This window comes from Sporosarcina sp. A2 (assembly GCF_050858885.1).
In the GTDB taxonomy this organism is placed as follows: domain Bacteria; phylum Bacillota; class Bacilli; order Bacillales_A; family Planococcaceae; genus Sporosarcina.
This window is the reverse complement of sequence record NZ_CP193898.1, coordinates 1988805-2012092: the sequence shown is the minus strand read 5'-3', so window position 1 is coordinate 2012092 and position 23288 is coordinate 1988805. Positions and strand designations below refer to the sequence as shown.

Genomic DNA, 23288 nt, shown 5'->3' with positions numbered 1-23288 from the left:
AATGGTACTTTTGTTGACGGGGAAACAAATAATGTCTAAAAGGAGATAAATATGTCGAGAGATAAAATACAGCAACCAAGATTACCAAAAGGAATTCTTGTTGCTGCTTGGGCGATTGCACTTGGGGGAATAGCTCCAATGCTTGATTCCACTATGGTGAACATCGCAGTTAATACACTAATAAAAGATTTCAACACGACATTGAAAATTGTTCAATGGTCTATTACGGGTTATGTTTTAGCCCTTGCCATTGCAGTACCAGTATCTGGTTGGCTTATGAATAAATTTAACGGGAAGAAAGTTTTTGTGGGTGCAGTAATTGCATTTGGCATTATTTCTGTTTTTATTGGCTTCAGTTGGGACATTTTGAGTTTCATTTTCTTGCGTTTTCTTCAAGGATTTAGTGCTGGAATTATTACCACGCTTATGATGACACTCTTGGTTAAAACAGCCGGACAAGAAAACCTTGGGAGAGTCATGGCAATCGTTAGCACGCCCATGATCTTCGGACCTATCTTCGGGCCTGTCATCGGAGGATTCATCATTCAAGGTGCTTCCTGGCATTGGATTTTCTTCATCAACGTGTTCATCGTTTTAATTGCTGTCCCACTTATGATGAAGTATATTCCAGACTTTGAACCATTCAACAAAGAAAGTAAACTAGATAGTTTCGGGATTATCAATTTGGCATTAATGAGTGTGGCATTGATTTACGGAGTTACAAGTGCAGCAGATCATGCATCATTTAGTAATAGTCAAACAATCCAATGGATAGGGATTGGCATTGTTTTAGCAGTAATTTATCTCATATATAATCGAATCAGAAAGAATCCAACTGTTCTTCCGATGAATTTGTTTAGACGCAAAACTTTCTTAGCATCAAGCATCGGTTTGTTTTTAGCGAACATTGCCATCATGGGACCAATGTTAATACTTCCATTATTCTTTATAAACGTACTTGATTTCACGCCAATCGGAGCATCGCTTGCACTAATTCCTCAAGGGATTGGAATGCTTGTTACTCGACCATTGATGGGTAAAATGATTGATAAGATCGGTGCAAAATACGTGGTTATAGTCAGTCTTGTTATTTCACTTATTGGCTCTATTCCACTTGTCTTTATCACTGATGAAACAAGTATGATTTGGATTTCCATCATATTGTTTATCCGTGGTACTAGTTTTGGAGGCATTAATCTTCCGTTGATGAGTGACGCTTATACAGGACTTGACAGCAAACAAATTCCAGAAGCAGGTGTCGGTATTAATATTATTGAAAACCTTGGTTCAAGCTTTGGTACAGCTGTTATCGCAACCGTTGTGGCAACTGTCACACACGAATTGCAACCATCGATTGTCAATGATTTAAAAGGTTACCATGCCGGATTCTTAGTATCCACAATTGTCCTGCTGGTAATTTTTATCCCAAGTCTATTTCTTACAGATAAAAGGATAGAATAATAATAGGCGAAGTTAGAATTTAAGGATAACGTTAAAGATCAGTTTCAGTATTCGGGGAGTTTAATGAATTAGTACTGTGCAAGAATGGGGCCAAATAGAAGAAGATTTACACCTGAAAAAGGGGCAATGTTATGAAGTGCAGAACTGCTAGTGAATGGTGAAGAGATAAAGGACTATCTAATACAGATATTGATTTTATAGAGACAATACTTACGTATACATCTACTGCTAAAGAGTTTGAAAATAAATTGACTGAAATTAATCAAACAGTTCGTAAGTCGTTCCCTAACAAAAGAGCGAAAATTGATCCGAACTTAACATTTTTGCAATTCGAACGATTACGACGTGATATTGGAATATTTATTCACATAAATGACGTGTTGATTAGATATAAAACACAAGGTCTTTGTGTGGAGTTATGCATTCAATTATTAGACAGTCAAGTTAAATAAGCAGTAATCAATTAATGGGTGCGATAACGTGATAACGATAAAAAAGAGGCTATATGATTGATCGTCGTTTCTTAAAATTAAAAGTTTTGCTCTATCCGATTGTTTGTACGCTAATATTTTTCATACCAATATTAGTAATAGCAATGTTGTTTGGAAGTTTAAATCCGTTTTCTCCTGAGGCGATGTTATTTAACTCATTCTTCATAGGCTCGGGTCTGTTTTTTGGGCTATGTAGTCGGATTTTTAAAAGAAATAAAGCAAGATCTGTTGTTTAATTAATGAGGTTTATTTGTTAGAAAGCAGCCACTATTTAAGATTCTGTAGATACAACAAAGGGGACCGCTTACACGGTAATGACAGCAAAACGTGTTATGATCTTAACTAACTTGTAGATGAGATAAAACTCCTTAAGTGTGTATTGATACCAAGTGATTGGACATTTGATCAATCATTTAAAGATAGGCTTGCAGTTCGGGCTTTTGCTGGTGTATGCAACTCAATGACGCTAACAGTAAATACTGAGAGTACTATGATTTCATCCATTTTACGCTATTGAGTTAACGAGGCATTAGATACTAATAATAACGCAACACAGCATTGATACGGTAGCGTTACGGTATGAAGATTCTACCTATTTAGCCCTGCTATTTCCTCCTTAGTCAAGTAGCGCCATTGACCACGTTCTAATGATCCTAGCTGAATATGTTTTATTCGAACCCTTTGTAAGTGCGTAACTGTGTATTGAAAATTTCTGCACATTCTTCGGATTTGTCGATTCAATCCTTGAGAAAGTGTCATGCGGAAAGTATAATCATCCAACTGAATTACTGGGCAAGGATTTGTTCTTGTGTAGCTCTTTTTTCTTGGATTATAAATATCTACACCACTTGATAAATTAACTATAAAAGTATCTGTGATTTTTTTATCTACAACTACAATGTATTCTTTTGTATGGTTGTTTTCCTCACTCATCAACTCATTTACAACGCCACCGACATTTGTTAATAAAATAAGACCTTCTGTTTCCTTATCGAGACGACCTACTGGAAATATTCGTTCAGGATAGGATACAAAGTCAATAATATTATCAGCTATATAAGGAGAGGCTGTACAAATGATTCCGCTGGGTTTATTGAGCATAATATAAATTTCTTGAGCAGTGTGCTTAATTGTATGACCATCTACTTCAACCTCATCATTATCTTCAATAAAACAAACATGAGGCGCAATTTCGCCATTCACTAGAACTTTTTCAGCAGTAATATACCGCTCCGCTTGTCTTCTGGAACAGAATCCCGAAGAACTAATATATTGATTCAATCTCAAAGTTTCCGCCTCGCTTTATGTGACTATCTGCGTCGAACCCTGTTTAGTTGAGCGATAGCATATTTGAAATAACAAACAAATCAACTTCCAGTTAGATCAAGGTACAGCAACAAATAAGAACGGGCCGAAACCATTTCTGATTCGTACTTCTTCTTAATAGTTTTAAGGTTTTGCACGTTGTGAGAAAACCCGTGCACGTAATACATTTGCACGCGTATTTGAAGTTTATAAAGAGAGTTAATAAGTAATCCAACTTAACCCTGTCGTTCCTTCACCTGCGTGTGCACCTACGCAAACACTTAGCGAAACAACTTGTACTTTTAACGTTGGAAACTCTTGCATTAGCTTAGTCTTCCATATTTCTGCGTCAGGTGCATTATTGCAATGGATAACAGCCACTTCTGGAACAGAACCATTTTCCATATCTTCATGAAGCAAAGAAGTCACATTCATTTTTGCTTTTTTAGTTGAACGGACTTTTTCTGTTGTGACAGGTTTTCCATTCTGAAAACTTATGACTAGTTTAATGTTCAGTAAATTACTGATGAAGGTTTTGGTTCCGGAAACACGACCACTTTTATGTAACTGGTTGAGGTTCTCGGGAATGAAAGACAATTTTGATTTAGATGTCAGTTCATTAATGGTTTCAATAACTTCTTCTACAGTTTTTCCGCTTGCAAACAGTTCATTGCCAATTTCAATCATTTTACCCATCGGAAAAGATCCGATTTTTGAATCAATAGGATACACGCTGAAGTCTGACATGTTTGAAGCAGCTTGTGCGCAATCAAAGGTCCCTGAAAGTCCACTTGATAAATGTAGAGCAATTGCGAAATCGTATCCTTCTACCTGCAGTTGTTCATATAAAGCAAGCATCTCTCCGATTGAGGGTTGTGAGGTTTTAGGTGAAGCTGGAGTTGTGTTTAATTTTTCGTAAAACTCTTCTTGTGTAAGATCGATGGACTCTCTATATGATCCTTCTGGAAAAACAACACCAAGGGGCAAGATATGTACATTGTTTTTTTTGATGAAAGCATCGTCTAGTTGTGCAGCAGTATCCGTAATCCATGCTATTTTCTTCACTAAAAGTTTCTCCTCTAAATTCGGATTTTAAATCGCAATCAGCTATCTACTAACGATAACGTACACTATGACTTAGTAGTGTACTAGTGATAGTTGTGATTTAAAGAAGAATTTTCGATTTTGCTGTCATAATTTGAACATATATTGCTTCTTGCCCTTTTATTCATGCGTAATAGAAGACAAATAATTTAACGTAAATCCATTTAAATGGATCACACATTTTCATCCGTAGTAAATAATTTCCGAATAAATCAGTGCGTATGAAAATTTGAAAACGTTCATTCTACGATAACCGAATAGCCCTTGTCAAGCATAAATTTGAGAAATTTCAGTTTATGTGGTATTCTATAGATATACCAGTAAATGAGACTGCAATTTACAAATGTGCACAACTTCTTTTCGAGGGGAATTGAGTGCGTTTTTTTATTTGAGAAATTTTTATGCTCGATTGGATTTTAATTTTTTTACTAGCAACTCATTTGAAAATAATTACTATGTGAAAATGTTTACTATTAACAGAAGGAGAGTGGAGTAGTGAATTTAGTTAACGAAGAGATTACTCATAAAGTATTTGGTGAAGGAAATATCGTGGGACATGAGGAATCGATCATCACTATTGAATTTAGTACGGACACTAAAAAGTTCGTTTATCCGGACGCTTTTGAAAATTTCATTACACTGAACGATAGTAGTATTGCAAAAACTCTGAAGGAAGTCTTTTTGAAAAGGAAAATAGAAGAAGAACTACTTGAGAAGCAACTTGAAGAAGAAAAAAAGAGTCTGATGCTTGAACAGCAACTAAGAGATAAACTAAAAAACAATAAAATTCATGAGAGCTCGCAAATTGCTTTTTGGCTTGATGAAGAAAACCAAGAAGGTATATTTAGCGATTGGCAAGTTTCTACCGGTACTGTTCAAAGCGGGAAAAATGAAGGTCAACCTAACCGAGTAGCTCGTTTACGCCCGAACAGCGCTGGTCTTCTAACTGTTAGAGAATCGGATCAGCCTGAAATTGAAAGACGGATTCTTGGTCTCTATATGGTAAATGAAATGTTTTCCGGCAATTTAGGTGAAGACGGAATGGTCCCTTCACACGAAGAATTCAGAATAGAGCTTACAGAACAAGAAGCAGAAAAAATGCTTTTCTGGAATTATTACATCAATAAGAACTATCCTGAACGAACTTCATGGAACTCTGGTAAGTTCCGTTACTTCGATAATGTATGGACTGCTCAAATTTTAAAAGATATTATTGCTTTAAAAACAGACGAACAACAAATTGTAGAAGTTGAAAAGTTCCTAGAATACTTCTGTAAAATGAATGCCCTTGATGTAGATAATATCCCAGAGGCAAGTGGACCGTTAAAATAACGTTCACAGCAACTCAGCAACAGGGGAGATCAGTTGGTGCTACATTGATTCTAGGGAGATGCGTTTTCCTGACTCGGTTTTAGATACTAATCAACTATAAACTGCTTGTGAGTATACATTATAAGTTAACCAAGGGCGCGCTTACATTCTGTGAGCGTGCCTTCTGTCATTTTTAGTTGTTCTCCTATCCTAGATTATGACTGGACAGGGAGATTTGCAAATGATTGTTCAAATATTAATTTTACGCCCTTTCCAATTGACTGAGCGTAAAATATAGACACGAAATAACGAATATAAATAGATGCCTGTAAAAAATGTGAATAGAACAGGATAAAAAATGAAAATCCATCTCTTGAAATCACCACATCTACGTGCAAACCATCCTGTTTGAAACGCATACAGTACATATAATAGCCCACTGAGGATGATGTTGACAGGTTCTGCTGCGAATAGTGAGGAGATTATTTCTCCAACGCTGATAAAGCTGCCGGAGATCCATATGATGACCATCAGCATTACGATGGGGTGTGTGGATTTAGATCCAATAGCAAAGCTTTTGCACCAGCCATCCACCATACTTTTGAATCCTTCAGGATACATTCGAAAGGAAATGGTATCTTTCCCACCCAAGCAATAGACAGGAAGATTGTTGTCAAGGAAAGCCTGACCCAGTGCTAAATCATCCATAAGCGCACTTTCAATTTTCTTATGGCCACCTGACAAAAAATAATCGTCTCTGTCACATACTATGCAAGGGCCAAATGAGCCAGCCGTTGTAAACGGTCGTTTTCCAATTGTAAATAGATTCATGCCTACAATAACAATGATATTGAATACGGCAGAGAGGTTCTCATACAATCGATAAACTGTATGAAAGGGCTGCAACGAAAGAATTCCTTTAGATCCTTTTTGCTGGTAGAGATGTAACAGGTTTTCAAGGCTATTCTCGTTCGTGAAATAGGTATCTGCATCAAGAAACAACAACCATTTCCCTTTTGACTGTTTTGCACCACGCCAGCAAGCTAATGATTTGCCGGAACCAGCATGTTCAGTTCGATTACGAATCACTTCTGCTCCATATCCGGTTGCAATAGAAGCTGTATCGTCTGATGAATCATCATCGACCACCAATAGCTCAAAGGACTGAAACCTTTGCTGCTGAAGTGAACGTAATAATGGTTTAATACGTTCGGCTTCATTTCGTGCAGGGATAATAATGGATACTAACGGTAGACGTACATGATTACGTTCACGAGATAAAGGTGTAGGCAAGGACCAAAACATGACCATGCCGAACAAAACTGCCAACAAACCAATAATAAGATTAATTCCGTCTGAAATCATCATTTCGTCACCCCACACTTGAAGACATACAAAAAGTATGAATGGTTTTTAATCAGTCTGAATCTTAGCTGGGTAGCCTATCACTTCCTAATAACCAAACAGGATTCCTTTATCATCACTTAACAATTCTTGTGCAGTGATCTTAGCGGACATTAAAACAATCGGAACGCCAGCACCTGGATGGGTACTGCTACCAGTAAAATACAGGTTGGAACAATCTTTCGCCTTGCTTTGCGGCCGTAAATGACTACTCTGAGTCATAGTCGGTAGCAAACCAAAAGCAGCACCGTTATATGCATTGAATTTCGACTCGAAATCTAGTGGGGTAAAACACCTTTCAGTGACAATCTCATTTTCGATATGTTCAAATCCCTTTATCGATTTCAGCGTATTTAAAATGTATGTGCGATAATCTTTTATTGTATCGTTGTTCCATTCATAGTTTGCAGTGGCTACATTGGAAACTGGCATCATGATATACAGTCCATCTTTACCTTCTGGAGCAAGGGTTGGATCCAGCTTTGAAGCGATATACACATAAAAGGATGCTTTTGTGAGTTTGTTGCCTTCAAAGATATCATTCATATTTTTTTCTAAGTTTTCATCGAATACAAAGTTGTGGATGTGCTCGATGTCGTCATACTTGCGATTCATGCCTAAGTACATGACCATGCAAGAGCAGGAGTATTTCATATTGTCGATTTTACGGTCCGTGTAGTTACCTTTTGCTTGTTTGTTTTGAACTAGGTGTTTCATAGCATATGGAAAATCGGCATTGCAAACAACATAGTCCGCATGGATAGCTCCGGTATGAGTTCGTACCCCAATTGCTTTCTTATTTTCTATTAGAATCTCATCAATAGGGGAGTTGTAGTGAATTGTTCCACCAAGTTCTTTAAATAATCGTTCCATGGATGTAGCCATCGTATACATACCGCCTTTGATGAACCAAATCCCATATAGAAATTGAATCATAGGAATCATCGTATAGAAAGAAGGGCTTTTAATTGGCGAAATACCTATGTATAGTGTTTGAAAGCTAATGATTTGTTTTAATCGTTTATCTTTTATATAGCTGCTTAAAAACTGGGTAGCGCTTCCACTAATCTTCATACCCATTCCTTTTTTTAGCATAGAGAGATTGTAGAAATCACTCTTTTTACGAAAAGGTCTTTGTATGATATTGTCCATTGCAACTGTATAGCCTTTGTAAATATCACTCAGGTAGTTAAAAAAGCCTGCAGCGTCTTCATGGCTAAAGGATTCAAGAGTCTTTGTCCAGTCAACGAGGTTGCTAGAAACATTAATAGGGTGTAATGGATCACTACTAAAGTAAACGCGATACATAGGATCCAGCTTCTCCATCGGAATGTAATCATCTGGGTTGCGTCCGCAAAGATGAAATACTTCTCGATATATATCGGGCATCATAACAATGCTAGGCCCTAGGTCAAATCGATAGCCATCCAGTTCGATTTGATTCATTTTACCTCCTGGAGTCGACTCTTTTTCATACAATTCCACCTGATATCCTGCATGTTGTAACCTAATTGCACTGGCAAGGCCTGCAACCCCTGCACCGACTACAATAACCTTTTTCCCCAATGAGTATCTCCTCTTTTCATAAATACAATAGTTTTCTTTGAGAAAAGTCATCATACAATACCTCATTAGCCTTCAAGAATTTTATCGTTTGCCATCTAAAGTTAATCAGGCGTTCGATCTCTTTCAACAATCTTGTCGCGGACTTGCTGACCACTCAATGTAACCATAGGCATGCCACCCCCAGGATTGACTGTCCCCCCAACAAAATACAAATTATCGTACCGTTCACTATGTTTAGGATGTTTAAAACCTTTATTCATTTTACGATCGGATAGGGTCCCATAAATTGCTCCTCGGTCGGACCAATAGGTTTGCTTAATATCCTCTGGAGTCCAAATATCTTGAGTCACGATATTCTTACGCAAATCTTTCAAGCCCATCTTTTCTAGTTTAATCAACACACGCTCCGCAAACTTATCATATTCTCGCTGTGTAAATGGTTTATCTTGGATGTGGGGGATGTGAGGTAAAACTTTTATGTTTTCATATCCTTCAGGTGCCTGTGCCGGATCTGTTTTATTGACGTTAACTAGATAAATGACTGGGTCATCTGGGAGTTTGTGCTGATGAAATATTTTTTTCATTTGACGCTTCTGATTTTTTGCGAAAAAGAAATTGTGATGACTTAGCTGTGGATAACTACCTTTAACTCCTAAATGCATGACTAGACCAGAACTAGAGGGTTCAAATTTCTTTTTTAATTTATTTACATATTTTTTGTCTTCATGGAGCAGTTTTTCATAAACTGGAATCACTTCCATATTGGCGATGTAATAGTCAGCCGTTAATGTCGTCCGATCTTCTAGAATAGCTCCCGTAATCTCTCCGTCTTTTTTATTTAATCGGATAATAGCCTGTCCAGTATGGAAAGTAACTCCGATTTCTTTAGCAAGCTGCACCAATCCATTAGCTAAATGATGCATACCACCGGGCACATACCAGGCACCTTGGTCTTGCTGCATGTGTATCATCATATTTAATAATGCAGGTGCATCGTAAGGGGAGGAACCAACATACTTACTGAAGTAAGAGAGCATATCTCGGAACTGCTTGTTGCTAATTCTTTTATCAATAGCTTGATGCACAGTTGAAAATAGGTCAAAGTTTTTAAACGTACTGGCTACTCCGTGAAATTCCCCAATTTCTTTCGTGCTATCAAGCCCTTTGTTAAAGTAACCTTTCTCGATCGTGTTATAGAGGTTTTCTGAATAGCTTAGCAACTGCTTAAACTGACGTATGTCCTTCTTTTTTAAGGTAGGATTTTTATTCTCCATGTCCTTCAGGTCTTCATATAAATCAATGACATTACCGTCAGGGAAGAAGGAGCGCCACTGATGATTTAGTTTAATGGTCTTTACATAATCGCTCATGTGTTTCCCGCTACCTTCGAACAATCTTTCAAATACTTTCGGCATTGTCAAGATTGAGGGACCAAGGTCAAATCCAAATCCGTCTTGTTCTAGACGATTTAATTTACCACCAATGTGTTGGTTTTTTTCATATAATGAAACCTTATATCCGCTTTGTGCTAGTGAGATAGCGGCAGACAAACCACCAAGTCCGCCTCCAATGATAAGAACTGTTTTCTGATTAGACAATTGGACCATCACCTTTCCGCTTATTAATATCATCTGCAACTAATGAATTTAGAAACCAGCCATAACTACTATAAAACATGTAAATTCCATTGTTTGATATGTACATTACTAACTTAAAAGCCGTGGCTCTATTCTATCTCTTTTATAAGTTATTGTATGATAACGTAAAAACAGATAAGATATCTCAGTAGGCTGAAAATTTAGTATATCATGATGAATCTTGAATGTCGGTTATTTAGGTAGTTGTTTAGGACAATGGAAAAACTATTTTAGTGATTTTTAATAAGAGAATGAAGGAGTTTCAAACAGAATTTTTATACACCAAAAAAGTCAGCCTGATCTTCCTCAGGCTGACCTTCACTTTGTTGCTTTTCTATTGGAGTTGGTCCGTATAGTGAGAAATATCTTTGGAATTCCGAAAAGCTGAATGGAGTTATTTCGTTCTTCATACACAATCATTTTTCTGACTTGATAGGTTCTACTACTTCTTTCTCTTCTACTGTTAAATTCGTTTTCCCTTTATACACCCATTGTTGAAGCGGCTGTTGAAAACGGGGCATCAGTTGTCCTAGAATTTTTCCGATGAAATACGCAGCAAGTAGTGTACCAACCCCAATGGACCCCAGTGAGTGAATGAAGACTAAGCAGACAGCAGCGGCAACTGCTACATTCAGTAGGTCACTTGTGATTTTCGCGTTACTAAATTTCATATTGAATCGATCGCTGATAACGTAAGTCAATGCATCGTATGGCATTAGCGGCAATTTGGCTGTGAAATAGGCCAATAATCCAGCTGAAATAATATAAAAACTGATTACTAAGAAAATTAGTTTGCCTATTAGGGTTTCCGGTGCTGGAAGCAACTGAACTATAACTAACGTGGCATCCATGAACAATCCGAATAAAAATACGATAACTAGTTGTACAGCAAATTCGCGTAGTTCAATCCGTTTATTTAAAAGTACTTGAACGATAATGAATAAAATATTTGCGAGTATAGTTGTGATTCCAATTGATAATCCGGATGTTAGTGAAAAGGCATATGCCAGTGAAGACACGGGGGAAACGCCAAGACTTGCTTGAATAGAGAAGCTAACTCCTAGGGATAATAAAAATAACCCTACCACGTATAGGGTAAGACGTTTAGTAATGATTTTCATAAATGAACTGAAACCTCTGCTTTCGTTAACTGTTTAACTTATCATATCATGACAAAGGGGATAGGAATAATATATAATAGTGGTGCGAAACATATGAAAAATGTATGATGGAGAGATGCATATGGATATTAGACAGTTGAACTATTTTCATGAAATCGTAAAGCAAGGTAGTATTTCAAAAGCTGCAGAAGTTCTTCATATTGCTCAGCCCCCTCTTAGTCAGCAGCTTAAGAAGTTGGAAATAGAACTTGGAACGGTATTAATTCATAGATATCGTCAAAAGTGGGAGTTGACTGAAACTGGTGAAGTCTTGTATCAGTATGCAGAGAAATCTATATCTACAATGAAGGATATTAAACAGCAGATTGCAGAGATTGAACAAGGACGAGCAGGTTTACTTCGTATTGGTGTATCGTCTGCTTGTTTAAGTTTACTTGTGGACTATGTAAGCATGTATCGGGAAAGGTTTCCAAATGTTAAGGTTAGCGTTGAGATAGGCAACTCTGAGGAGCTGTTAAAAAAGTTGGACCGAAAAGAAATTGAAGTAGCCTTGTTGTTACGTTTGGATCAGAGTGAACGGTATTTTGTAAAGACATTAGGGAAACGAGAATATGTCATTGTCAGTCCACGTAGTTGGGGCAACGTGTTTTCATCAACAAAAGTATCATTTAAAGAGGTTGCAGACCATCCATTCATCATGCTAGGCGCAATGGGTGGCCATTCATTTTATGAAAATATTCTTAGGGCATTTGACGAAGAGAACGTTACGCCTAACGTTGTGTTAGAGAGCAAAGATCTGACAACTGTCATTGCGATGGTGAGTAAAGGATTAGGACTATCTATAATCCCTCGAGTGGCTTATGCAGTGCCAATGGAACAATTGCTGGTCCATGAACTAAAAAAGTTTGACTTCTACGTAGAGCCTGTCATGATCAAAACCAAGGATGAGAGGGTATCAAAAGCTGCTTCTCAATTTTGGGAGCTAGTAGAGTTAAGTGAATAATCCAAGGAAGGAAGTGGGACCACTATGAAGCATAAGATTTATACAATGAGCTTCGCTAAGGTTTATCCTCTATATTGTACGAAAGCAGAGAAAAAAGGACGCCTACAAGCAGAAGTAGATGAAATTATCCGTTGGTTGACTGGCTATAGTCAGCAAGAGATAGAAGAGTGTCTTGTTAATCAGACAGACTTTGAGACTTTCTTTACGGAAGCGCCACAACTTAATCCTTCGCGAACTTTAATCAAAGGTGTGATTTGTGGCGTCCGTGTGGAGGACATTGAAGAACCAATTATGAGGGAAATCCGCTATTTGGATAAAATGATTGATGAATTGGCGAAAGGAAAATCTATGGAGAAGATTTTTCGGACATAATTCTATCTACACTATATTTACGATACTTGTCTTTATAAAGAATCCACTTTGATATGTACGTCAAAGTGGATTCTTTCTTTGCGAGATGAAAAGACTTTAATTAGCTTAGGTGGATGTTAACAGATTCATATCGATATCTAACTTACCTTAGAAAAAGAGAACTAAGTGTGTAAACTTGAAAAAAACAGGGAAACTCTTTACTAAGCAAAACGTTCACCTTGGAGTAATTGCAAGGGTATTTTCTATGTTACAAGTATATAAAAAATACATATAAGCAAGGAGGAGTAGTACGTGTCAAAAACAAAAGATGAAATTTTATTAAGAGGAATGAGAGAAAATAATTTAAAAAATGTAGATTTAAACATACCTAAAGAAAAAATCACGGTGTTTACAGGTCTTTCAGGTTCGGGAAAAAGTTCAGTTGTCTTTGATACATTAGCGACTGAAAGTAGAAGGCAAATGACGATGAACTACCCACTCTATGTGAGAAACCAAATGCCAAGATACGAAAGACCCCGAGCTGATCTCATGCAACACTTAAGTCCGGTTGTTGTAGTTGAGCAGAAACCTATCGGAGGAAATACGCGTTCGACAGTGGGGACTTATATGGATATTCATCCGTTAATCCGTTTGCTGTTCTCCCGAATTGGTAGTCCCCCTGTAGGTTCTGCAACAGACTTTTCAAGTCAAAGCTCATTCGGTAAATGTCCTGAATGTAATGGCTATGGTGAAGTCATTGCACCGAGTGTAGACAAGATGATTGATGAAGAAAAGTCACTTCGAGAGCATGCCGTTCGATTCAAACCATTGTCTCCTTCAGGATGGCAAGGCAACTGGATGATGACTTGTGGGTTATTCGATCCGGACATACCAGTTAAGGACTTTTCAAAAGAAATGTATGACTTAATGGTTTATGGGCCACCCGAAGGGGAACGAATTTATGCACCGTTCCATACGAAAGACGGTCCCCATGATAGTGAGTGGGATGGATTACTCCCTCGATTCACACGACTTTATATCAATCGGGATGTATCGAAGTTAAAGAGAACATCTCAAGAGGATGTTTTGGCAGTATCTACCCACACACTTTGTCCGACCTGTGAAGGTTCGGGACTGAATCCTAAAGTACTTGTGTGCAAAATTAATGGATATAATATCGCAGAATATGATCAGCTTGAACTAACCGAATTACTTGATGAGTTATCGAAGATTAATGATCCAGTAGGAACATCAATTGCGCAACAAGCCATTCCAAATGTTAAACAACTTATTGACTTAGGATTAGGATACTTGAGTTTATCTAGAAAAATGGGTACCCTCTCTGGTGGAGAAGCACAACGCGTGAAAATTGCTCGTCATTTAGGGGGTAGTTTAAATAATATCACCTACATTTTCGATGAGCCGAGTGCAGGACTCCATTCTGAAGAAATCGAGATGTTGGTTCATATGCTCGAAAGTTTGAAAGATAATCATAATACTGTGGTCGTCATCGAACACAATCTAGCCGTTATTAAAGTAGCAGACGAAATTATTGAGATGGGTCCAGGCGCAGGTACGAGTGGTGGAGAAGTAGTCTATCAAGGGGAACCGGATGGGCTAAAAAAAGTCTCGACTTTAACTTGTTTAGATCATCGACTGACGTTAAATAACAACCCGAGAACTACAGATAGTTATTTCACATTAACGAACGCAGCAACTAATAATCTTAAAAAAGTAAGTGTTGAGATTCCGAAGAATGTTTTGGTCTCTGTATGCGGTGTATCAGGTTCTGGTAAAAGCTCCTTATTATTTGGTACCTTCACAGAAAAGTATCCAGAAACCATTGCGGTTGGCCAGGGTAGCATTGGAACATCTAGTCGTTCCACGCTCGCAACTTATATGGGAATCATGGATGATATTCGTAAAATTTTCGCGAAAACTTCAGGACAACCAGCAGGATTATTCAGTTTCAACTCACTGGGGGCATGTCCGGTATGTGAAGGGAAAGGAGTAACAACTCCGGATGTAGCATTTGCGGATCCCGTGACAGTGACTTGTGAAGCATGTGGCGGAACTCGATATTCTGATGAGGCACTCTCTTACAAATATGAAGGTAAGAATATTGTAGAGATTTTAGAACTCACAATCGCTGAGACGAATAACTATTTCGAACTGCCGAAAATAGTGAAAAAAGTTAATACGCTGAACGATGTTGGATTGGAGTACTTAACTTTAGGTCAGACGACCAGTTCGTTAAGTGGCGGAGAAGTGCAACGGCTAAAGCTTGCAAGCCATTTAAAAAAGGAAGGACAGATTTACTTGCTAGATGAGCCTTCACTAGGATTGCATATGAGAGACAACGACAAGCTATTAGATGTTTTCCAAAACCTTGTAAACAAAGGGAATTCGGTTATTATCATTGAACATAATCTAGACTTTATCGCTGCTAGTGACTGGGTTATTGAAATGGGACCTGAAGGAGGTAAGAAGGGAGGATATGTGCTGTTTGAAGGGACACCTGAAGAGATGTTGCATACAGATACACTGACAGCTAAATGGCTGAAAGATGGAGCTGCTGAATAATGCCCAGCTACCATGTTGGAATGAAAAAACGAGCTAACCTAAAACTAGGTTAGCTCGTTTTGCTTTAAATGTGATCGCTCTATTAGCGACACACAACAACTTCACGTTCAAAATGTGCTTTTTTAGCAATGCATCGATCTTGAATTTCAAAACCTGCATCAATGAGTAAATCATCCATAGACTCAATCGTGACGATGACGAGCCTGTCTGTCAACGTGCGTGCTGCTTGTAAAATAGACGCTTGCTGTTCACGAGTTACATGCGTGTACAAGTTATAAGGCATATCGATAACTGCAGCATCGTAATGTCCGGGTGCTTCTTCAATCGGTCCAGGTGTTACGGTTCCCTTTAGACCGAAGTGTTCTAGGTTTTTTCGTGAACCGAGAACAGCGAGTGGGTTGATGTCACGACCATCCATATCGATTCCCATGGATAAGGCTTCGACCAGAACGTTGCCAATGCCGCAACATGGGTCGATGGCTTTTACACCTTCTGGATGAGGCACAGCGATATTAGAAACTGCTCGAGCAACTCGTGTGCTAAGTGCAGTAGAATACATTTCAGGCTTTTTCACGTGTTGTCTCCATACTGATATGCTCTCTGTTAAATAGCCAAATTGATATTTCTGGCCAATCTGAACAATCCCGTACAAAATATCAGGTTGTGATAAATCAGCATAACCTGGCATGACCAGACCGATTTCTCGTTCAATCTTTCGGCGATCTGGATGTGCAATTTTAGCAGTTTCACCAAGTGACATCGTATTCAGACAACGAATTAGAAAACTACGTCCATCCTCTTCAAACGTAGAAACGAAAGTTGACACTTCTTCTATTGAATCGCATTCTATTAACACATCAAGCCGCTCTTTCATGAATGCACTTCTACTAGGATCTATTAACACATTGCTACTAATGTAATTCGCATCCGTATCCGTTTTAAAAAAAGAACGCATTTCAAGTCGGCATAACTCGTACTCATCATCATGCCGACTAAACGTATATAAATGTTTCGATTGAGTCATAGTCACGCTTCATCCTCTAAAGCGACGAGCATTTTGAACACAAATTTGTAAACAAGCTCAATAGTTTCATCGAATGTGTTGGTCTCATGAAAACCATCTACATAATCGAGAGCGATATTTACGTCCCACAGACCATCATCCGCAGAAAACATCAGGCTACGTGTACCAGGTGCCGTTCCGAGTTGTGCATCGATATATTTCTTAAGCCATTCTCCATGCTTTTTTTGTACCTGGAGTCCGAATAATGCAGTGATGGTTCCAAAGACATCATCCATTTCCAGAACAACGCCATCGATTCCGATAGTCGCAAATGATGGTTCCTCGGCAAATAGATAAGCAGTAGGTTGTGTCTTTACACTAGAGACAGCGAGATTACCTGTGTTTGCAGGTGTTTCTAGCGGCTCATCCGTTTCTTTGTTCGATAGACTATATGTTGGTGCAAAAGCTGGCGCTTCAAGAACGGTAATATCTGATGTAAGCAACTCTTTCTTCTCTAGAAATTCTTTTTGCTGAGGGTTCAGGGAAAGTCCTTCTTGTGACTCGTGTTCTGCCATATAATTTTTCATCCATTTAGTAATCATTTAATCCAACTCCTTCAATACTCTTCAGTATACCTTAAATGAACACCCACAGTCACTCGTTCTCATCGTACCATGGATTTACATGGATCAAGACTTCACCGACATCGGGATTTGCTTGCTTGATAGCGTTTCTTAGAGCGCTAGTTACGTCGTGTCCTTGTTGGATCGTGAGTTGTGCAGGAATACTAATACGAATATCTACGAGAACGTAATGTCCGTGCTCACGTGCACGTATCCGGTCAACACGTTTAACTTCTGGAATTTCTTCGATTAACTGTTTGAATGCTAACAGTCGTTCTTCACTTACGGTCTTTTCCATCAGAATATCCAGCGCTTCTTTACCAATATGAATCGCTAGTCGTAGCACAAGAACTGCAACGATTAGTCCTGCAAGGGGATCCCCATAGGAAAGAATAGGAATGTCATAATAGGAGCCGATTAACCCTAAACCAATTCCGATAACGGCTGCTAGCGAAGCATAGACATCCGCAAGATGGTCGTAAGCTGTAGCAATGAGCCCTTTACTATTTTCTTGCTTTCCGATTCGCATCGTATAGAAATAGAGGGCTTGCTTCCAGATCATTGAAATGAATGCGGTTAACAACGCAAGAACGCTGGCTTTAGCAGGTTCTTCAAAGAATGCGAAAACTGCTTCAATCGCAATGTAAATGGCAGCTGCTCCTAAAATCAGACCAACGAGTGCAGAACTGATGACTTCTGCTTTTCCGTGACCGTAGGGATGGTCCTCATCAGGTGGACGTTTAGAAAAACGCATGGAGGTCAGTGCTGCAGCCGACGCGACTACGTCTCCTGCGTTGTGAAAGCCATCTGCTAACAAAACTGGACTATGGAATAAATAGCCCACTATAATTTTTAAGATGGTTAGGAAGATGTTACTTATTAGACTTACCCATATTGCAATGAGAGATGACAATGAATGTGTAGTAGTTGTCATGAATAGATAACCTCCAAGTTATAAAGTTGCAGTAAGGAAACAAAAACCCCTGACGTAATTCCGTCAAGGGTTCGGTTGTGTAATTTATAGGATTGCTCATAAGTTGGCTTATTAAACATAGAGAATCACTCGCTTCTTGTTTAGTTGCGTATCAATAAGTATACCTCTTTGACAAACACTTTACAAGCTGAGAAGCTATGAAAGAGAAGATTGCAAAAAGTTTTCAAATGAATTATAATTCATTTACATTAATAAATATACATAAGGTTGGAGGGTAAGCTACATGAAACTATGGGGTGGAAGATTTTCATCTGAAGAACACGAGCGTATGGAACAATTTAATACATCTTTGCCTGTAGATTATCGACTAATTGAACAAGACATTGCAGGTAGCCTTGCTCATGTCACAATGCTCGTTCATTGCGATTTGTTAACGCCTGATGAAGGGGAACTGCTCATTAATGGATTAGAAGCGATTCTACACGATGTCCTATCTGGCAAGCTTCTTGTAGAAGGGGATTATGAAGATGTCCACTCGTTCGTTGAGGTACAACTGACGGATCGAATCGGTGAAACAGGGAAGAAGCTGCACACGGCTCGTAGTCGAAATGACCAAGTTGCAGTCGATATGAGACTATACGCAAAAGCAAAAGCGAAGGAAGTCTCGGACCTGTTGCAAAACTTGATGGATTCATTAGCGGCAAAGGGACAAGCTAATGAGGTGATTATGCCAGGTTATACACATTTGCAACGAGCGCAAGTTATCACATTCAGCCACCACGTTGGGGCATATGTTCAAATGTTTTCTCGGGATAAGAAAAGAATTGAAAACGCTGCGGAGCTTATGGATGAAAACCCATTAGGATGTGGAGCGTTAGCTGGTACTACACATGAAATAGATCGTGATGTTACGACAGCTTTGCTACGTTTTGCGAAGCCTGTTGATAATTATATTGATGGTGTGAGCGACAGAGACTATCTATTGGAACTGATGTCAGATTTCTCCATCATTATGATGCATTTAAGTCGTTTAAGTGAAGAACTAATACTATGGAGCAGTCAAGAATTCAAATTTGTCACGATGTCCGATGCATTTTCAACAGGCAGTAGCATCATGCCGCAGAAAAAGAATCCCGATGCTGCGGAATTGATTCGCGGAAAAACAGGTCGCGTCTATGGATCGCTATTTGCATTACTAACAACGCTTAAAGGATTGCCACTTGCGTACAACAAAGATATGCAAGAAGACAAGGAACAATTTTTCGACGCAGTGGACACCGTCATCGATTGTATTGACATCATGTCTAGCATAATAGACACGATGCAAGTGAATGCGGACCAAATGCGAAACGCGGTTAAAGCCGGATTCCTAAATGCAACAGAAGTCGCCGACTATCTCGTTAGTAAAGGCACACCATTCCGAGACGCTCACAGCATCGTCGGCCGTCTCATCATCTATTGCGAACAAGAGCAAAAAGGCATAGAAGAACTAACAATCGCAGAACTCAAAAACTTCAGCGATTTACTTGGCGAAGACGTCTTCGCATACATCGACTACGACGAGATCCTTAACAAAGGCACGAAGAAATTTATGAAAGTCAGTGAGTGATTCTGTTTTTAGGCGATTTTAATAATGACAATGAAAAATTATAAAAGGCTGTTCAGAAATCAGTTCACACTGACATTCTGAACAGCCTATTTATATTGTTAACAAACAATTACCCCATTATGTTATAGCCGGCGTCTACATAGACGACTTCGCCAGTCACACCACTCGACAAGTCACTCAACATGACCATGCTCATCTTCGCAACTTCTTCCAGTGTAATGTTTCTACGCAACGGTGCTTTTTCTTCAATCTGATGAAGAATCGTATTAAACGAAGGAACACCCTTCGCAGACAACGTACGGACTGCTCCAGCCGATACCGCATTCACGCGAATATTCTCTTTACCAAGATCATGTGCTAAATAACGCATCGATGACTCTAATGCCGCTTTTGCAACTCCCATTACATTATAGCCATCTAAGACACGCTCAGCTCCAAGATAGCTCATCGTAATAATCGAACCACCCTCAGTCATATAGCGACGCGCTTCACGAGCTGTCGCTATTAAAGAATAGGCACTCGTATCTTGCGCGAATGCATAGCCATCCCGTGATGTTTCTACAAAGTCGTTATGCAAATCTTCCGCGTGCGCAAAAGCAACAGAGTGAACAATACCATGAATAATGCCTACTTCAGTTCCGATTTTTTCAAATGCAGCACGAATACTTTCATCTTCGTTTACGTCGCACTCTGCAACTAAACGAGCCGTCAATTCATTCTTTTCAAGTGCCTTTTCCAGTTTTGCTAGGGAACGCTCCTTACGATAGGTGAAAATGACATTTGCCCCTACATCAAAAAGTGTTTTCGCAATTCCCCACGCAAGACTGCGTTCGTTTGCGACACCCATTACAACTATATTTTTTCCTTTTAGTTTCAACAGATCTTCCATAATTCAGTGGCCCCCTTGAAATCGTTTTATTATATTTTTTTAGTTAGCAGTCACTATCAATACCTGGTCACAAAATGATTATAGCACAGTTTGTTTTTACAGTTCCATTGTAAGTATGAAACGAAGTTAGAAGGTGACACTAAGAATAACTTGTGAAAAAGGAGTGTTCATCTTGATACAGTTAAAAACAGGTTTAGAAGGAAGAAAAACACTATACGGAATCATGAAAAACCGCCTCGAAGAAAGCGGCTATCACTTAGGTGGGAACTGGGATTATCATACGGGATACTTTGATAGAGTCCTAAACCGTGAAGAAGGTGAAACTATATACATTCGAGCTCCGTTTGACGTAATCGCAGGAATGTTGGACGAAGATAATGCTTCCATTCAATTTAAAACTCCCTTCATCATTAAACACGTAGTAAATATCGGTTTTGAGTCTGAAGATAGTTCACTTTTAACATCCACGTTCAATCAGTTTCAGGAGCCTGTCGACAAAGACGGACGAATTCCAGATAAATCTAAATGGCAGGAAATAGGAGTCAGGGAAGTGAACCGACTCATTGCAATTTTAGAGTGAATAAACAAGAAGTAGTTTTCTGAAAAATGTATATGCAGAAGCCTCTGATTCGTGTACGGTATATGTACGTAACCTATCAGGAGGCTTCTAATGATCAAGAAAATCATCTTACCGTTTCTTATCGTTGCTCTTATATTCTCAATGGCTAACCCCGCTTCAGCAGGCAAGGTATTTAGCGACGTCGGTGATCAGTATTCTGCGAAAGCATAGCTTGAATTTCTCGCTGGACGAGGAATTATCAAATCAGGCTCACATGTTGCATATGGCATTAATCGTTCCATTACACGACTTGAAGCTTCTAAAATGCTTGTTCGTGCATTGAAATTGGACACGATGAATCGTCCTGCAACACCAGTAGTAGACGTCAAACAGGGGTCTCTTAGTTACGACATCATTGCAACTGTAGTTGACGAAAACATCATGGTCGGAAACTTGAAAAAACAATTCAATCCAAATGCTATTTTAACACGTGCTGAAATGGCGACAGTCTTAGTCCGTGCATTCGACTTAGCACCAACTAGCACAGCTAAAAAGTTTCAGTTTATAGATGTGAACGTTAAAAGTTTTGCAACTCCTTCTATTGAAATTCTATTCGCCAACAATATTACATTTGGTTATCAGGATCATACATTTAAACCCGCTCTGACATTAACACGCGCTCATTTCGGGATTTTCCTTGCGCAACTCCTTAAACCCGAATCCTAGGAAGCGTTAACGTGTTTCAGTCCAGTAGCAAATAAGACATACCATGTAGATGTTGCAGTTACGACATTATGGAAGACTCCGGATGCTGCGAGACTCATTGACCGCCCGGCGGTTTCTGCACAATCGGACATTCGTAAATGGACGAAAACGATGACGATTCCACAAAAACAATGGCTAGTTGGTAAGACAGAAACGCAGGCACTATACGGCCAAGAAGTAGTTGTACTTAAGACTTCAGGAAGTTGGATGCAAGTCGTGGTAAAAGACCAGTACTCTCCTAAAAATAAAGCAGGGTACCCAGGTTGGGTCCCATCATCGCATATTAAGGCGTCATTTGCAGACTACGGCCAGTGCGCGACAACCATGGTGAAAGCGCCAATTGCAAACTTGTATCATAGTGAAACAACGGCCCGCCCATTCATGGAAATCAGCTTCAATACGATTCTCCCAGTTCTCGACGTACAAGGGAATTGTGTTAAAGTTCAAACAGCAACAGATGGTGCAAAATACGTTCGAAAACAAGAGGTTCGAGTTCTTGAAAAAGGTAGTAAGATACCAGTTCCAACAAACCGGGACATTTTAGCAACGGCAAAAATGTTTAATGGATTGCCTTACTTATGGGCCGGAACTTCTGGATTCGGTTTGGATTGCTCCGGATTCACATATTCTGTGTACAAACAGCATAGCATCGATATTCCGCGAGACGCTAGTGTTCAAGCTACTCATGGGATAGCTGTTAAGAAAAGTAACCTTCAGCCTGGTGACTTATTGTTCTTTGCTTATAACAATGGCAAAGGAAATGTCCATCATGTTGGCATGTTTATTGGCAACGGAAAAATGATCCATTCTCCAAAACCTAAGAAAACGGTTGAAATCCTCTCGATTGATGCAGAACCATATCGCTCCGAGTTCTCAGGAGCACGTAGCTATTTGAAGTGATTCACAACAAAGCCCATTCGCAGTATAGCGAATGGGCTTTGTTTGTGGATTATTTAAGTATCTCGTTATACAACATGCCGTCGTTATCCAGAGAAATCACTTTTAGACGATTTTCGTTTTTAATAAAGATACTCTTTACTGTTTTCTTGCCGGTTTCATCTTCGAAGAGAATAACACGAGTTCCAGGGTTGTCTGTTTCAACGACGCCTTTAAGACCATTCACGTCTGCAACATCCACGATTGTGCTGTATTCTTCGTAAGAGTCAAGTTCGTTATCTTGAGATGCTGGATCAGATGCTTCCTCTTCAGCTTCGTTATTATCCTCTGGTGCTATATTCTCGGAGTTCTCTTCTAAAGAGCTTGTAGTGTTATCAGGGGCTTCTTGTTCTTGGGCCGATTCATTATTCGCACATCCGGCCAACAAAATCGACAATGCTCCAACTAGTACTAATTTATTCATATAAAACGACCTCCATAATTGTTTTCCCAATAAAGTATTTTAAAGAGCCTGGTTGAAGAAGGCAACTAATTGGTTCTACTTTACTATACCCAACTAAATATCAACAAAATCCTTTATAATTCTGCAAATGTTTGTTAGGCTTTGAAGTGAGAAAAGAAACGCAAATGCATATATTTAAAGATTGTTGAGGAGTTGTGAAGGTATTGACG

At 39.0% G+C, this 23288-nt stretch carries 21 protein-coding genes; 9 read left to right on the top strand and 12 right to left on the bottom strand.

The annotated features are described in order from the left end of the window. Nucleotides 1-51 precede the first annotated feature (51 nt). Complete coding sequence (locus ACRPI0_RS09975) at nt 52-1461, top strand: MDR family MFS transporter (RefSeq protein WP_432352511.1); 1410 nt, start codon at nt 52-54, stop codon at nt 1459-1461. Nucleotides 1462-2540: 1079 nt separating this feature from the next. Here ACRPI0_RS09975 and ACRPI0_RS09970 read toward each other — a convergent pair. Both ACRPI0_RS09970 and ACRPI0_RS09965 read right to left on the bottom strand, forming a co-directional pair. Next, the gene (locus ACRPI0_RS09970; RefSeq protein ID WP_432352510.1) at nt 2541-3239 is read right to left on the bottom strand and encodes a pseudouridine synthase; all 699 of its coding nucleotides are present in this window, start codon (nt 3237-3239) and stop codon (nt 2541-2543) included. Nucleotides 3240-3476: 237 nt separating this feature from the next. Then, entirely contained in the window at nt 3477-4322 is an 846-nt protein-coding gene (locus ACRPI0_RS09965) for a DegV family protein (RefSeq protein WP_432352509.1), read from the bottom strand. Nucleotides 4323-4856: 534 nt separating this feature from the next. Between ACRPI0_RS09965 and ACRPI0_RS09960 the strand changes: the two genes are divergently transcribed. Next, nucleotides 4857-5693 (top strand): malate synthase, encoded by an 837-nt coding sequence (locus tag ACRPI0_RS09960; protein WP_432352508.1) that lies wholly within the window; start codon nt 4857-4859, stop codon nt 5691-5693. A 228-nt stretch (nt 5694-5921) separates the two neighbouring features. On the opposite strand, the gene ACRPI0_RS09955 is transcribed toward ACRPI0_RS09960, so the two are convergent. The 5 genes from ACRPI0_RS09955 to ACRPI0_RS09935 all read right to left on the bottom strand — a co-directional run bounded on the left by ACRPI0_RS09955 (nt 5922) and on the right by ACRPI0_RS09935 (nt 11400). After that, nucleotides 5922-7040, bottom strand: coding sequence for a glycosyltransferase (locus tag ACRPI0_RS09955; RefSeq protein WP_432352507.1), 1119 nt, complete (start codon nt 7038-7040; stop codon nt 5922-5924). Nucleotides 7041-7124: 84 nt separating this feature from the next. Next, nucleotides 7125-8642 carry a phytoene desaturase family protein gene (locus ACRPI0_RS09950; protein WP_432352506.1) on the bottom strand — a complete coding sequence of 506 codons (1518 nt, stop codon included), beginning with the start codon at nt 8640-8642 and terminating at the stop codon, nt 7125-7127. 101 nt (nt 8643-8743) lie between these two features. Then, entirely contained in the window at nt 8744-10249 is a 1506-nt protein-coding gene (locus tag ACRPI0_RS09945; RefSeq protein ID WP_432355930.1) for a phytoene desaturase family protein, read from the bottom strand. A gap of 305 nt (nt 10250-10554) precedes the next feature. After that, entirely contained in the window at nt 10555-10689 is a 135-nt protein-coding gene (locus ACRPI0_RS09940; RefSeq protein ID WP_432352505.1) for a hypothetical protein, read from the bottom strand. Between the two features lie 6 nt (nt 10690-10695). Continuing rightward, nucleotides 10696-11400 (bottom strand): YczE/YyaS/YitT family protein, encoded by a 705-nt coding sequence (locus ACRPI0_RS09935; RefSeq protein WP_432352503.1) that lies wholly within the window; start codon nt 11398-11400, stop codon nt 10696-10698. A 121-nt stretch (nt 11401-11521) separates the two neighbouring features. Between ACRPI0_RS09935 and ACRPI0_RS09930 the strand changes: the two genes are divergently transcribed. From ACRPI0_RS09930 to ACRPI0_RS09920, 3 genes are all read left to right on the top strand, one after another. Further along, the gene (locus tag ACRPI0_RS09930) at nt 11522-12403 is read left to right on the top strand and encodes a LysR family transcriptional regulator (protein WP_432352501.1); all 882 of its coding nucleotides are present in this window, start codon (nt 11522-11524) and stop codon (nt 12401-12403) included. Between the two features lie 24 nt (nt 12404-12427). After that, nucleotides 12428-12775: a DUF2200 domain-containing protein gene (locus tag ACRPI0_RS09925; RefSeq protein ID WP_432352499.1), complete on the top strand. Its 348-nt coding sequence runs from the start codon at nt 12428-12430 to the stop codon at nt 12773-12775. A 291-nt stretch (nt 12776-13066) separates the two neighbouring features. Further along, nucleotides 13067-15337, top strand: coding sequence for an ATP-binding cassette domain-containing protein (locus tag ACRPI0_RS09920; protein WP_432352497.1), 2271 nt, complete (start codon nt 13067-13069; stop codon nt 15335-15337). A gap of 82 nt (nt 15338-15419) precedes the next feature. On the opposite strand, the gene ACRPI0_RS09915 is transcribed toward ACRPI0_RS09920, so the two are convergent. Genes ACRPI0_RS09915 through ACRPI0_RS09905 form a run of 3 tightly spaced genes read right to left on the bottom strand, consistent with a single transcriptional unit; the run spans nt 15420 to nt 17897 of the window. Further along, on the bottom strand, nt 15420-16361 hold the full coding sequence (locus ACRPI0_RS09915) for a TRM11 family SAM-dependent methyltransferase (RefSeq protein ID WP_432355929.1): 942 nt from the start codon (nt 16359-16361) through the stop codon (nt 15420-15422). Nucleotides 16362-16363: 2 nt separating this feature from the next. Beyond that, nucleotides 16364-16942: a hypothetical protein gene (locus ACRPI0_RS09910; RefSeq protein ID WP_432352495.1), complete on the bottom strand. Its 579-nt coding sequence runs from the start codon at nt 16940-16942 to the stop codon at nt 16364-16366. Nucleotides 16943-16994: 52 nt separating this feature from the next. Further along, nucleotides 16995-17897: a cation diffusion facilitator family transporter gene (locus ACRPI0_RS09905; RefSeq protein WP_432352493.1), complete on the bottom strand. Its 903-nt coding sequence runs from the start codon at nt 17895-17897 to the stop codon at nt 16995-16997. 283 nt (nt 17898-18180) lie between these two features. On the opposite strand from ACRPI0_RS09905, the gene argH reads away from it, so the two are divergent. Continuing rightward, nucleotides 18181-19506, top strand: coding sequence for an argininosuccinate lyase (gene argH / locus ACRPI0_RS09900; protein ID WP_432352491.1), 1326 nt, complete (start codon nt 18181-18183; stop codon nt 19504-19506). Nucleotides 19507-19615: 109 nt separating this feature from the next. On the opposite strand, the gene ACRPI0_RS09895 is transcribed toward argH, so the two are convergent. Further along, nucleotides 19616-20395, bottom strand: coding sequence for an enoyl-ACP reductase FabI (locus tag ACRPI0_RS09895; RefSeq protein WP_432352490.1), 780 nt, complete (start codon nt 20393-20395; stop codon nt 19616-19618). A gap of 163 nt (nt 20396-20558) precedes the next feature. On the opposite strand from ACRPI0_RS09895, the gene ACRPI0_RS09890 reads away from it, so the two are divergent. The 3 genes from ACRPI0_RS09890 to ACRPI0_RS09880 all read left to right on the top strand — a co-directional run bounded on the left by ACRPI0_RS09890 (nt 20559) and on the right by ACRPI0_RS09880 (nt 22619). After that, nucleotides 20559-20975 carry a YugN family protein gene (locus tag ACRPI0_RS09890; RefSeq protein ID WP_432355928.1) on the top strand — a complete coding sequence of 139 codons (417 nt, stop codon included), beginning with the start codon at nt 20559-20561 and terminating at the stop codon, nt 20973-20975. A gap of 303 nt (nt 20976-21278) precedes the next feature. Continuing rightward, nucleotides 21279-21680 (top strand): S-layer homology domain-containing protein, encoded by a 402-nt coding sequence (locus ACRPI0_RS09885; protein ID WP_432352488.1) that lies wholly within the window; start codon nt 21279-21281, stop codon nt 21678-21680. Between the two features lie 150 nt (nt 21681-21830). Beyond that, nucleotides 21831-22619, top strand: a complete 789-nt coding sequence (locus tag ACRPI0_RS09880) for an NlpC/P60 family protein (RefSeq protein ID WP_432352486.1) — start codon at nt 21831-21833, stop codon at nt 22617-22619. Between the two features lie 49 nt (nt 22620-22668). Here the strand turns inward: ACRPI0_RS09880 and ACRPI0_RS09875 are convergent, their stop codons facing one another. Further along, nucleotides 22669-23079, bottom strand: coding sequence for a hypothetical protein (locus ACRPI0_RS09875; protein ID WP_432352484.1), 411 nt, complete (start codon nt 23077-23079; stop codon nt 22669-22671). Nucleotides 23080-23288: the final 209 nt, after the last annotated feature.